The sequence below is a fragment of the Neobacillus niacini genome (assembly GCF_031457145.1).
GTDB lineage: Bacteria > Bacillota > Bacilli > Bacillales > Cytobacillaceae > Neobacillus > Neobacillus niacini_J.
The window spans coordinates 125,133-138,336 of sequence record NZ_JAVDVZ010000005.1; the positions used below are offsets into that span (position 1 = coordinate 125,133).

General features: G+C 38.1%; 10 protein-coding genes. 9 read left to right on the top strand and 1 reads right to left on the bottom strand.

The window, feature by feature from the left end:
* Positions 1–237: 237 nt before the first annotated feature.
* From dnaE to J2Y03_RS14205, 8 genes are all read left to right on the top strand, one after another.
* Positions 238–3,600: a DNA polymerase III subunit alpha gene (gene dnaE, locus J2Y03_RS14170; protein ID WP_310195184.1), complete on the top strand. Its 3,363-nt coding sequence runs from the start codon at positions 238–240 to the stop codon at positions 3,598–3,600.
* A gap of 127 nt (positions 3,601–3,727) precedes the next feature.
* On the top strand, positions 3,728–4,966 hold the full coding sequence (gene ystJ / locus J2Y03_RS14175; RefSeq protein WP_310195187.1) for an NADP-dependent malic enzyme: 1,239 nt from the start codon (positions 3,728–3,730) through the stop codon (positions 4,964–4,966).
* 55 nt (positions 4,967–5,021) lie between these two features.
* Positions 5,022–5,597 carry a FadR/GntR family transcriptional regulator gene (locus tag J2Y03_RS14180; protein ID WP_396954212.1) on the top strand — a complete coding sequence of 192 codons (576 nt, stop codon included), beginning with the start codon at positions 5,022–5,024 and terminating at the stop codon, positions 5,595–5,597.
* A gap of 201 nt (positions 5,598–5,798) precedes the next feature.
* The gene (gene accD, locus J2Y03_RS14185) at positions 5,799–6,674 is read left to right on the top strand and encodes an acetyl-CoA carboxylase, carboxyltransferase subunit beta (protein WP_132093120.1); all 876 of its coding nucleotides are present in this window, start codon (positions 5,799–5,801) and stop codon (positions 6,672–6,674) included.
* Positions 6,668–7,642, top strand: coding sequence for an acetyl-CoA carboxylase carboxyl transferase subunit alpha (accA, locus tag J2Y03_RS14190; protein WP_310195193.1), 975 nt, complete (start codon positions 6,668–6,670; stop codon positions 7,640–7,642). The genes accD and accA overlap by 7 nt, the downstream gene beginning before the upstream one ends.
* Before the next feature lie 291 nt (positions 7,643–7,933).
* Positions 7,934–8,893 carry a 6-phosphofructokinase gene (gene pfkA / locus J2Y03_RS14195; RefSeq protein WP_310195197.1) on the top strand — a complete coding sequence of 320 codons (960 nt, stop codon included), beginning with the start codon at positions 7,934–7,936 and terminating at the stop codon, positions 8,891–8,893.
* Between the two features lie 69 nt (positions 8,894–8,962).
* A complete protein-coding gene (gene pyk / locus J2Y03_RS14200; protein ID WP_310195199.1) occupies positions 8,963–10,726 on the top strand; it encodes a pyruvate kinase in 1,764 nt (587 codons plus the stop codon).
* 98 nt (positions 10,727–10,824) lie between these two features.
* Positions 10,825–11,211: an FxsA family protein gene (locus J2Y03_RS14205; protein WP_132093108.1), complete on the top strand. Its 387-nt coding sequence runs from the start codon at positions 10,825–10,827 to the stop codon at positions 11,209–11,211.
* A 40-nt stretch (positions 11,212–11,251) separates the two neighbouring features.
* Here J2Y03_RS14205 and ytvI read toward each other — a convergent pair whose 3' ends face one another.
* Positions 11,252–12,367, bottom strand: coding sequence for a sporulation integral membrane protein YtvI (ytvI, locus tag J2Y03_RS14210; protein WP_310195202.1), 1,116 nt, complete (start codon positions 12,365–12,367; stop codon positions 11,252–11,254).
* Positions 12,368–12,472: 105 nt separating this feature from the next.
* On the opposite strand from ytvI, the gene J2Y03_RS14215 reads away from it, so the two are divergent.
* Entirely contained in the window at positions 12,473–12,934 is a 462-nt protein-coding gene (locus tag J2Y03_RS14215) for a DUF441 domain-containing protein (protein WP_132093102.1), read from the top strand.
* Positions 12,935–13,204: the final 270 nt, after the last annotated feature.

The following is a 13,204-nucleotide window of genomic DNA, read 5'->3' on the forward strand; positions in this document are numbered from 1 at the left end:
TTAGAACCTGTTGATTGGAGCGAAAGGGGCTCGACTCCTGCGGGATGAACGAGCTGAGTGAGACCCCGCAGGTGCGAAGCTGTATGGAGGCTCACGGGTGAGCCCGCGAACCGCTCGCCCCTGTAGCGCAAATCAACAGCCAAGTTTAACACAGCCAAAAAACAAGAACATATTTTCCTTTTTTATAAATTGGTTCTATAATGTAGATAAGAGATTTAGTTGGAAGGGGTGACAAAAATGTCTTTTATTCACCTTCACGTATATAGCGCATATAGCTTATTAACAAGTACAGCATCGGTTCATGAATTGATTTATCATGCAAAGAAAAAAGGATTCAAAGCGCTAGCCTTAACGGATAGAAATGTTATGTATGGAACGATTGAATTTTACAAGGAATGTTTAAAAAACGACATCCAGCCAATCATTGGATTAACCGTAGATGTAGAAAGTGAAAATGAAAAGGAAACTTCATATCCGTTAGTTTTACTTGCTGAAAATGAAAAAGGTTTTAAAAACCTTTTGAAAATATCGAGTGCGGTCCAAACAAAAGCAGAAAATGGGATTCCTTTCAAATGGTTAAAACATTATGCTGAAGGACTTATTGCCATTTCTCCTGGTGTAGAAGGGGAGATTGAACAAAATCTATTAAGTGGAAATGAAGAACAAGCGATAGAAATCATAAAAAAACTTGAGTCTATATTTGGCAAAGGGTCCTTTTTTCTAGCACTCCAAAATCATCAATTAGAGGAGGAAGCAATAGTAACAAAGAGAATTCAAACGATTGCCGAAGAACTAACGATTCCATTAGTGGCAACAAATCGAGTTCATTACATAGAACAAGAAGATATGTTTGCTCATGAATGTCTATTAGCAATAAAAAATGGGGATAAACTTCAAGATGATCACCGAGAAAAATTGGGCAGCGATCAATTTTACTTGAAAACCGGAAAGGAAATGATCGAAGCATTTTCAGAAATACCTGAAGCGTTAGAGAACACGATTGGTATTGCTAAAAGGTGCTTGATAAATATTGAATTGAACAAAACCTATTTACCAGAATATCCTACTGAGAATGGACAGCCAGCAGAAAACTACCTAGAAAAGCTCTGTAAACAAGGGTTGATGGAGCGCTTTGGTTCTCCCGCCAAAGAATACTTTGAGCGTTTGTCCTATGAATTATCAGTCATTAACTCGATGAAGTTTAGCAACTACTTTTTGATTGTTTGGGATTTTATGAGATATGCTCGTGAGAATGGTATTTTGACAGGTCCAGGAAGGGGTTCAGCAGCAGGTTCGCTCGTAGCCTATGTGTTGTATATTACCGATGTGGATCCACTAGCACATAATTTACTATTCGAGCGCTTTTTAAATCCTGAACGGATTTCAATGCCAGATATTGATATAGATTTTCCTGACCATCGTCGGGATGAAGTAATCGGGTACGTGGCAAAGAAGTACGGAGAATTACATGTAGCTCAAATTGTAACGTTTGGAACACTTGCCGCCAAAGCAGCGATTAGAGATGTCGGCAGGGCATTTGGATTGAATACGAAGGAATTAGAACAATTATCAAGACGTATCCCATCAGTGTTAGGAATAAACCTTGAAGGTGCTTATAAGGAATCGCAGCCATTAAGAGCCTTTATTGATGAAAGCCCAATCAATCGAAAGCTCTATGAGACAGCTTTAAAGCTCGAGGGGCTGCCTCGTCACACATCCACCCATGCTGCAGGCGTGGTTATAAGTGAGAAGCAGCTAATTGAATTAATCCCTATCCAAAAAGGGAATAACCATATTTATTTGACCCAGTATTCTATGGAGCATCTTGAAGAAATAGGGTTATTGAAAATGGATTTCCTTGGCTTGAGAAATCTATCGTTGATTGAATCGATAGTAGCTTCTATTCATAGAAAAACTGGAAGAAAGATAGATATCAAAACCATACCATTACAGGATGAAAAAACATTCGCTCTGTTGGCAAGAGGAGAGACAACAGGGATATTTCAGCTCGAATCGGAGGGAATGAGAAAGGTATTATCACGTCTGAAGCCTTCACGTTTTGAAGATATTGTGGCGGTTAATGCCCTCTATCGACCAGGGCCAATGGAAAATATCCCCTTATTTATTGATAGAAAACATGGCAGGCAGGCTGTGGAATACCCACATAAAGATTTGGAACCCATTCTGTTAAATACATATGGGGTGATTGTATACCAGGAACAAATTATGCAGATTGCTTCTCAAATGGCAGGTTTTTCTCTTGGTGAAGCGGACCTTTTGCGAAGGGCAGTAGGGAAGAAGCAAAAGGATGTGCTGGACAGAGAGCGAAACCACTTTGTCCAAGGTGCTATAAAGAAAGGGTATGACCTAGCACTAGCTAATGAAATATATGATTTAATCGTTCGCTTTGCAAATTATGGTTTTAATCGAAGCCATGCTGTTGCCTATAGTATGATTACTTATCAATTAGCATATTTAAAAGCAAACTATCCTCTTTATTTTATGGCTGGCTTGCTGACCTCAGCCATTGGAAATGAAACAAAAATAGCCCAATATATTTTGGAAGCAAAGCAAAAGGATATGGAAATCCTGCTGCCTTCAATCAATCACAGTGGTTATTCCTTTCAGGTAGAGAAGAACGGAATCCGCTATAGCCTCGCAGCCATTAAAAGTGTCGGTGCTGCAGTATTAAAAGAAATCTTTCGAGCAAGAAAAAGTAAGAAGTTTGAGGATATATTCGATTTTTGTACCAGGGTTTCTTCAAAAGCCATCAATCGAAAAATCCTTGAGGTTCTCGTTCACTCTGGCAGCTTTGATGAATTTAAGGAAGACCGTGCTGTCTTACTTGCAAGTTTAGATGTTGCCCTAGAGCATGCCCAATTGTTTAAGGTAGACGAATCAAGTCAAGTGGAATTATTTCTTGATGAGTTTCAGCTTAAGCCAAAGTACGTACAGGTAGACCCAATCAGGCTGGAGGATAAGCTTCTATTTGAAAAAGAGGCGCTTGGATTCTACCTTTCTGACCACCCAGTATCCATTTTTGAAAAACGACTTAAACAAGCTGGTGCGTGTGTTTTGCTTGAATTATCTGCGGACCATAAAGGTAAAGCTGTCGGTGTTTATATTACTTCTTCGCGAAAAATTCGTACAAAAAAGGGGGATTCAATGGCCTTTTTGAATGTAAGTGATTCTAGCGGGGAAATGGAAGCAGTCGCATTTCCGGTTATATATAAAAAATACTCTCATCTTTTAGAACATGGAAAATTTGCAGTGATAGAGGGGAAAGTAGAAGAACGAGATAGTAAACTTCAATTTATTATCCAGCAAGTCTCTGAAATAGAGACATGGTTAGAAACAAAAAACAAGAAGGAGTCTATTTTATATTTAAAAATAGTCGAAGAGAAACAAGATGAGCAATCGTTACATCAATTAAAGCAATTATTCAAAGAGAATGCTGGAAAAACAAAAGTTGTTTTACATTATGAAATCAGTAAGAAAACCTTCAGGCTTGGGAAAGAATTTATGATTCATCCTAGTACAAAACTAATAAAATTATTGTGTGAATTTTTAGGAAATAATAATGTGGTTTTGAAGGAATAATTCTTTACAACGATTGCAGATATGTTATAGTGTAATTGAGATAGGTGTGGTCTGACCACTAAAAAACAGACTAATATTAATTGTATTTAACGATATCTTTTTGTACTAATTTAAGGGGTGAAATATTTTGACTTTACGGGAAGAAGCACTACACATGCATCGAATTAACAAAGGAAAGCTTGAGTCTAAATCAAAAGTACCAGTAAGAAATGCCAAGGATCTGAGTTTAGCGTATTCTCCTGGTGTTGCCGAACCGTGTAAAGATATCTATGAAAAACCAGAAATGGTTTACGAGTACACGATGAAGGGCAATATGGTTGCTGTAGTCACTGATGGTACAGCAGTCTTAGGTCTCGGAAATATTGGACCGGAAGCTGCACTTCCAGTAATGGAAGGCAAAGCAGTATTATTTAAAAGCTTTGCTGGCGTCGATGCCTTCCCAATCTGCTTAAACACAACCGATGTCGAAAAAATAATTGAAACCGTTAAGTTACTCGAGCCAACATTTGGCGGCGTGAATCTTGAAGATATCGCAGCGCCAAATTGCTTTGTGATTGAAGAGAGATTGAAAAAAGAAACCAATATTCCTATTTTTCATGATGATCAACACGGTACTGCTATTGTTACTGTTGCAGGTCTTGTAAATGCACTAAAGCTGGTTGACAAAAAAATTACAGAAATTAAAGTTGTTGCTAATGGTGCTGGTGCAGCTGGAATTGCCATTATTAAATTATTATACAGCTATGGAGTAAGAGATATTATCATGTGTGATACAAAGGGTGCCATTTATGAAGGCCGCCCACAAGGAATGAATGGTATCAAAGCGGAAGTAGCAAAATTTACAAATCGTGATAATCTCACTGGAAGCCTTGCTGATGTTATTAAAGGTGCAGATGTATTTATTGGCGTTTCTGTTGCAGGTGCCCTTACAAAAGAAATGGTTGCTTCCATGAATAAAGATTCTATCATTTTTGCAATGGCTAACCCAAATCCAGAAATCATGCCGGATGTGGCAAAAGAAGCAGGAGCTAGAGTGGTAGGAACAGGTAGATCAGACTTTCCAAACCAAGTAAATAATGTACTAGCTTTCCCTGGGATTTTCCGTGGTGCCCTAGATGTTCGTGCTACACACATAAATGAAAAAATGAAGGTGGCAGCTGTTGAGGCTATTGCCAGTTTAATAAATGAATCAGAACTTAATGAGGATTACGTTATCCCAGCACCTTTTGATCCGAGAGTTGCGCCAACTGTTGCTGCAGCAGTAGCAACTGCAGCCATGGACACGGGAGTTGCCCGTATAAAGGTTGACCCTGAAGATGTGAAAGAAAAAACAAAGAGGCTCGCTATTATTGGTAAAAGTGAGTGATTCGTTAGTGGCAAATACTAAGGTATATCTTGAGATTGTAAAGCAACTAAGAGAGATGATATCTGCAGATAATTTGAAATCTGGAGATAAAATCCCATCTGAACGGGAATTGTCTGAGCGCCTGAATGTCGGGCGCTCTTCTGTTCGGGAAGCTTTAAGAGCGTTGGAGCTGCTAGGTTTAATTGAAACGAGACGCGGAGAAGGTACATTTATCAGGGATTTTCAGGGAAATCAGCTTGTACAGTTGCTTGGAACCTTTATTCTTCAGGATGAAAAAGCAAAGCATGATGTGATTGAAACAATGTACCTAATAGAAATGGATTGTCTCCGATTAGTTCTGAATAGAGCGGATGAAAAGCAGTTATTGAAGGTAAAAAGCTTGGTTGAACAAAATCAATTAAATGATGATGAGTTCTTCTATCAACTAATTAAATTGGCTGATAACTTTTTGTTTTCAAGAATCTGGTTAATATTAAAGGATTATTACAATTCTGTTCAACCAAAAAATGTAGTGTATAATAGGAACATCATTTTACAATTAATAGAAGCCTTAATTGTAAAAGATGAGAAATGGACTTTTTCTATATATCGCCAATTAAGAAATTTGTCTATTTTAAGCGACAAATACTAACAGATTTTGAAGGATTTATCCTTTATAGTGATAGACAAGCTAACAAGCCCTTTTAGAAATGGGCATTTTTCATTTTTTGGTGGTCTGACCAATTTATAAAGATAGGTTTGAATTGTCATTATTTAAGGAAAGACTTCAATATAAGATTATAAAAACTTGCCGTTTGGCTTGATTTTTTCCAACGAGGGAGGTTTGGACGAATTGCTTAAAGATCTTTTTACAAAAAATACACCTAAAAAGAAAAAATATGCAACGATTCCTACCGAGGCTGCAAAAAGTGATGTACCTGAAGGAATTATGACTAAATGTCCATCATGTAAAACCATTATGTATACAAAAGAATTAACGAAAAATATGAAGGTTTGCTTGCAGTGTGGATATCACTTTGCCATGAACGCAAAAGAGCGCATTGTCAGCTTTTTAGATGAGGACAGCTTGGAAGAAATTAATGAAAATATGGTTTCTGAAAACCCGTTGAACTTCCCAGATTATCTCGAAAAAGTAGAAAAAGACCGTCAAAAAACGAAAATAAATGAAGCAGTAGTAACTGGCTGTGGAAGTGTAAACGGAAATAAGATTGTCTTAGCCATAATGGATTCTACATTTAGAATGGGGAGCATGGGGTCTGTTGTAGGTGAAAAAATAACCCGTGCGATTGAAAAAGCGGATGAACTTTCAGTACCATTTATTATTTTTACTGCATCCGGCGGTGCCAGAATGCAAGAAGGGGTCCTTAGCTTAATGCAAATGGCCAAAACAAGCGTTGCCTTAAAGCGATTTAGTGATAATGGCGGACTTATAATTTCGATTATGACCCACCCAACAACGGGGGGTGTTTCAGCAAGTTTCGCGTCACTTGGTGATTACAACTTTGCAGAACCAGGGGCATTAATTGGTTTTGCGGGGCGTCGGGTGATTGAACAATCCATCCGGGAGGAACTGCCTGAAGATTTTCAAACAGCAGAATTCCTATTGAAGCATGGTCAGCTGGATGCCATTATTTCCCGTCAAGATTTAATCGATAAAATCACAAACATACTTGAAATTCATCAACCAGGAGGTGAACTTGGATGGTAGGGGAATTAGAATTTGAACGCCCAATCGTGCAATTAAGAAATAAAATTGCCGAACTAAAAGAGTTTACAAAAACTGCAGATGTTGATTTATCTTCTGAAATCGAGAAATTAGAGTCAAGGCTTGAGAAACTTGAAAAAGATATCTATAACAATATAAAACCATGGGACCGTGTGCAAATTGCCCGACATCCAAATCGACCGACAACGTTAGATTATATTGCTAACCTCTTTGATGGTTTCTTTGAATGCCATGGGGATCGAACCTTTGGTGATGATGAAGCGATCGTCGGTGGTGTGGCTAAGTTTCGTGGGCTGCCAGTAACGGTAATTGGCCATCAAAGAGGAAAAGATACAAAAGAAAACATTCGCAGAAACTTTGGAATGCCCCACCCTGAAGGCTATCGAAAAGCCCTTCGCTTAATGAAGCAGGCAGATAAATTTAATCGACCAATTATTTGCTTTATTGATACGAAAGGTGCCTATCCAGGAAAGGCAGCTGAAGAACGAGGACAAAGCGAAGCAATTGCCCGCAATCTATTTGAAATGGCCGGACTTAAGGTTCCAGTCATTTGTATCGTAATCGGTGAAGGCGGAAGTGGTGGTGCGCTAGCTTTAGGGGTAGGTAACCGCATGTATATGCTGGAAAATTCCACTTACTCAGTTATATCACCAGAAGGTGCTGCTGCGATACTTTGGAAAGATTCTTCACTATCTAAAAAGGCTGCTGAGTCCATGAAAATAACAGCACCTGACTTAAAGGAACTGGGCGTCATTGATGATATCATTCCAGAAATCAAGGGTGGAGCTCATAAAGATATCAAGGATCAAGCAGAGGCGATTGACACTATCTTGAAGAAATCCTTAAAAGAACTTCTTGAACTATCAGAGGAAGAATTAATCGTGGATCGTTATAATAAATTTAGAACAATTGGAGAATATACCTTTTTAAAAGATTATATTAGTATCTAAAAAAACGTGCTCACAGAGCACGTTTTCAATATTTTACCGAGTTCACATATATGTCAATAAATTTCCGGAATATGTCAATGTCTGCGTTTCCAATTGTCGGTTAAGCGTTTCCAGTTAACCAACAATTCCGTCTATTAAATTTACTAATGTTATTGAGTTGTTTAGGGGTCGCTTTAATGGTATTTTATAAATATTACCGGCATTTCTGTAGATAATAAATGAAGTGCACTTATAATGAAAATTCTAATTTAAAATACATACGTTTTTTAGTAAATAGATGAGGTGGTATAAATGAAAAAAATTGGAGTCTTAACAAGCGGTGGTGACTCACCAGGAATGAATCCTGCTATCCGGGCTGTTGTCCGTAAGGCAATATATCATAACGTAGAGGTTTATGGAATTTATGGTGGATACGCTGGACTCATTTCAGGAAAAATAAAAAAACTTGAACTTGGCTCTGTAGGTGATATTATTCATCGCGGAGGGACCATGCTGCAAACTGCACGCTGTCCAGAATTTAAAACACCAGAGGGACAGCAAAAGGGAATTGAACAGTTAAAAGCACATGGTATTGAAGGACTAGTTGTTATCGGCGGCGATGGTTCTTATCAAGGTGCCAGAGCATTGACACAACAAGGGTATCCATGCGTAGGTGTGCCTGGAACGATTGATAATGATATTCCAGGGACTGAAGTTACCATTGGTTTTGATACGGCATTAAATACCGTTATTGATGCGTTGGATAAAATTCGTGATACTGCAACATCTCATGAAAGAACTTTTGTGATTGAGGTAATGGGAAGGGACGCAGGTGACCTTGCTTTGTATGCTGGATTAGCTGGTGGAGCAGAAACCATTCTCATTCCTGAAGAACGCTATGATTTGGATGAAATTGTAGACAGACTTCGCAAAGGGCAGGAACGCGGGAAGAAGCATAGTATCATTATTGTCGCTGAAGGTGTTTGCAACGGCAATGATATTGCCAAGCAGCTAAAAGAAGCAACCAGCTTTGATGTTAGATTATCTGTACTTGGGCATATTCAACGCGGTGGTTCCCCAACTGCAGCTGACCGAGTGCTGGCAAGCCGCTTAGGTGCAAGAGCAGTCGAATTATTAATTGAAGGCAAAGGCGGACGTGCCGTAGGGATTGAAAAAAATGCACTTGTTGATTATGATATCGTCGAAGCTTTAGAAAGAAAGCACAAGCTAGACCTAGATCTAGTCAAACTTTCAAAAGAATTATCTATCTAGGCTGTTTTCGTAGTTTAAGAAAAGAGCCACTGTCTAAAAGTACTAGTTGAAATATAGGAGGAAATAAATATGTTACGTAAAACGAAAATTGTATGTACAATCGGTCCTGCAAGTGAAAGTGTAGAAAAATTAACTCAATTGATTGAATCAGGGATGAATGTAGCACGCTTGAATTTCTCCCATGGTGACTTCGAAGAACATGGACAGCGAATCCAAAATATTCGTGAAGCATCAAAACTAACTGGTAAGACTGTTGCTATTCTTCTTGACACAAAAGGTCCAGAAATCCGTACTAATAATATGGTTAACGGATCAATCGAACTTCAGTCTGGAGATAACATTACCATTTCGATGATTGAGGTAGAAGGGACAACAGAAAAATTTTCGATTACATATCCAGGATTAATTGAAGATGTTCAGGTAGGCTCAAAAATACTATTGGATGACGGTTTAATCGGACTAGAAGTCCTTAATATTGATATGGAACAAAAGGAAATTCATACAAAAATCCTTAACAGTGGAACATTGAAAAACAAAAAAGGGGTTAACGTTCCAGGAGTATCGGTAAAGCTTCCAGGTATCACTGAAAAAGATACAAATGATATCCTGTTTGGAATTGAACAAGGTATAGATTTTATTGCGGCATCCTTTGTCCGCCGTGCAAGTGACGTTTTGGAAATCCGTCAGATTCTAGAAGAAAAGCAGGCTACACATATTCATATTATCCCTAAGATTGAAAACCAAGAGGGCGTCGATAATATTGATGAAATTCTTGAAGTTTCAGATGGTTTAATGGTAGCTCGTGGAGATCTTGGCGTGGAAATCCCTGCAGAGGAAGTGCCACTTGTGCAAAAAATGTTAATCAAGAAATGTAATGCACAAGGTAAACCTGTTATTACGGCTACACAAATGCTCGACTCTATGCAGCGTAACCCACGTCCGACACGTGCAGAAGCAAGTGATGTTGCCAATGCAATTTTTGATGGTACGGATGCCATTATGTTATCTGGTGAAACAGCGGCAGGAGTATACCCTGTTGAAGCTGTGCAAACCATGCATAATATAGCTTCTAGAGCAGAATCAGCTCTAGACCATAAAGAAATTCTTTCTGCACGCAGAAAAGATTCGGAACACAATCTTACAGACGCAATTGGTCAGTCAGTTGCCCATACCGCTTTAAATCTTGAGGTAAATGCAATTATTACACCAACTGAAAGTGGACATACTGCTAGAATGATTTCAAAATACCGCACGAAGGCACCAATTGTGGCAGTTACTGCAAACGAGCATGTTTGCCGCCGTTTAGCACTCGTATGGGGTGTGTATCCTCAGCTTGGAAGAATGTGCAGCTCAACGGATGAAATGCTCGATAGTGCTGTGGAAGATAGTGTAAACAGCGGTCTCGTCAAACATGGTGATTTAGTTGTCATCACAGCTGGTGTTCCTGTTGGTGAAGCAGGTACAACCAATTTGATGAAGATTCATGTTGTCGGTGATATTATCACTAGAGGACAGGGTATTGGCCGTAAGTCTGCTTTTGGTAAAGTGGTTATTGCCCAAAATGCTCAGGAGGCTATTGAAAAGGTAAAGCCTGGATCCATTTTAATCACACTTGGTTCAGACCGTGATATGGTTCCAGCAATTGAAAAATGCGCTGCTTTGATTACACAAGAAGGTGGATTAACCAGCCATGCAGCTGTCGTTGGACTTAATCTTGGAATCCCGGTTATTGTAGGTGTTGAAAACGTACTTGAGCTGTTCAGAGATGGTCAAGAAATCACTGTTGACGCCTCTCGTGGTGTCATCTATAACGGGCATGCAAGTGTCCTATAAGTCTTAAGAAGAGAAGGGATTAACCCTTCTTTTTTTTGAACATTAATTCAACAATTCGGTATATAATTAATACAAGCTGGTTTGAAGGAGATAAAAAAATGCGCTATTTAGCCTTATTAATTATTGTAATTCCCGCAATCGATATTGGGTTCCTTCTTTTATCGGGTAAAACCATTGGTTTTTTACCAACCATTGCGTTTATTATCTTAACAGGAGTTGTTGGAGCCTATTTGGCAAAAAGAGAAGGACTGCAAACGATAAAAAGAGCACAGGAACAGCTAGCCTATGGCCAAATTCCTGGTGACTCTGTCTTGGATGGCATATGTATATTAATTGGTGGAACACTGCTATTAACACCTGGTTTTATTACCGATTTATTTGGATTTTTGTTTTTGTTCCCTCCTACTAGAAAGCCGTTTAAATTCCTTATGATAAATTCTTTACGCAAGAGGATAGAAAAAGGGAATATAAAGATAATCAAATAAAAAATGTCAACCTCCAATGGGGGTTGACGTTTTTTATTGATTAGTCCTCTTTTCCTTTGATAAAAGTCCATAAATCATGAAAAACATTTGCGCGATAGAGAGTGCTAATGATAACGAGGGCAACAGGACCCACTATTAAACCTATGAAGCCAATTAATTTAAACCCGACAAACAACGCGATTAAGGTGGCTAATGGATCAAGGCCGATACTAGAAGAAAGTATTTTTGGCTCCATAACTTGCCGTTGAACAATGACTAGTACATAAAGTACCCCTAATCCTAAGGCAAGACCCAAATCACCTGCAATTACCTCATAAATAATCCAGGGTACAAAAACAGCACCGGTACCCAGGTAGGGGATAATGTCAACAATACCAGTGATCAAAGCGATAGTAATCGCATAATCAACCCGAAGGACGAGCAGCCCAATTAAAATAATCACGGTTGTTATCGAGATAAGTGTTAGCTGTGCCTTTAGAAAACCAATTAATGCCTTTTGCAAATCTACAAATACAGTCTTACCACTTGTTTTAGCTTTCTCTGGTAAAATTTTGTTACTAAGACGGGTAAATCTGTGCCAATCTTTACTTATAAAAAAAGTTGCTAATAAGGAGAAAATTAACACCGTTGCTGCATTTGGAAACCAGGATAGAATCACTGGAATATTGCCGAAAAGATTTTGTATGAACGTTCCAACGGTTGTTCCAATGGTTGTTCCAACATTTTGGATATTAGAAATGATGGTATTTTGCTGACCATCTGCTAATTGGTTAAATATGCTAGTTAATTGATTATAGAGAGGGATAATTTGAGCAGTAATATATTCTTCAATGTAACTTATTATTGTATCGAGATGTTCTGGTACAACTTTAGCTAAATAATTGGCCCCTGAAACAATTTCAGCTATTAAAAGTGTAACTAAGCCAACAGCAAAGGCAAAAATGATGATTAATGCCACAAAAACAGCTAATCCCCGGGGCATTCGAAGTTTATTTTCAAAAATGTTAACAATTGGATTAATAAAAAATGCAATAACTAAGGCAATTAGAAATGGATAGATCACTTTTGACAAATAATAAAATGATAGAAGTGCAAGAACAACAATGCCAATCACCATAACAAATCTCATCGTGCGATATAAGTACTTTTTATCCAATAACATGCCTCCCTAACAGTCATTTCGGTAGCTTTAGTTTAACATTTTTTGTACAAACCTGCATGATTTTCCATATTAGAATTGAGAAAAGGATGGATGAAATAGATGTTTAATGAGTCGTTTTTATTCTTATTGCTGCTATTAATCATTGGAATTATTGCAAAAAACAACTCGTTGATGATTGCCATTGTTGTTTTAATCTTATTAAAATTGAGTGGACTTGAAACAAAATCTTTCACCTTTATACAGAGTAAAGGCATTAATTGGGGGGTTACTGTCATTACAATCGCTGTTTTAGCGCCGATTGCCTCTGGCGAAATCGGGTTCAAAGATTTGTCCGGTGCTTTTAAATCACCTCTTGCTTGGGTGGCACTCATTTCTGGAATGGTCGTTGCCTTACTAGCCAAGGGGGGAGTCTCCTTATTGGAAGATGACCCACATATAACTACGGCACTTGTTTTAGGTACTATTTTATCTGTATCAATCTTTAAAGGTGTGGCTGTAGGTCCGCTAATTGGTGCAGGAATAGCCTATACAGCCATGAAAATAATCCATTTTTTTACTTAGATTTTTTGTAAAATAATATTTTTTTGAACTTTTCATCCCTTTTCGTTCACAAAAATCTGATAATTGTTTATAATAGGACTTGAAAGCGTATCCTTTTTTACATAAGTCGCATAAATATGCTAGATTACTTGTTAATAACTTTTTTTTAAAAAAAGAAGTTATTTAGTTTGTTGGGTTTAACCCGAGCAAGCGCTCAGGTCTAGATATTTGCTTGAAGGAGACGCGTTATAGTAATTCATAAGCAATATTTGAAATGAAGAATTTCTTTCA

Coding starts and splice junctions, on each gene's coding strand:
- J2Y03_RS14205 (WP_132093108.1), top strand. CDS start 10,825: ATGCGCTATTTAGCCTTATTAATTATTGTAATTCCCGCAATCGATATT.
- dnaE (WP_310195184.1), top strand. CDS start 238: ATGTCTTTTATTCACCTTCACGTATATAGCGCATATAGCTTATTAACA.
- J2Y03_RS14180 (WP_396954212.1), top strand. CDS start 5,022: ATGATATCTGCAGATAATTTGAAATCTGGAGATAAAATCCCATCTGAA.
- accA (WP_310195193.1), top strand. CDS start 6,668: ATGGTAGGGGAATTAGAATTTGAACGCCCAATCGTGCAATTAAGAAAT.
- pyk (WP_310195199.1), top strand. CDS start 8,963: ATGTTACGTAAAACGAAAATTGTATGTACAATCGGTCCTGCAAGTGAA.
- pfkA (WP_310195197.1), top strand. CDS start 7,934: ATGAAAAAAATTGGAGTCTTAACAAGCGGTGGTGACTCACCAGGAATG.
- J2Y03_RS14215 (WP_132093102.1), top strand. CDS start 12,473: ATGTTTAATGAGTCGTTTTTATTCTTATTGCTGCTATTAATCATTGGA.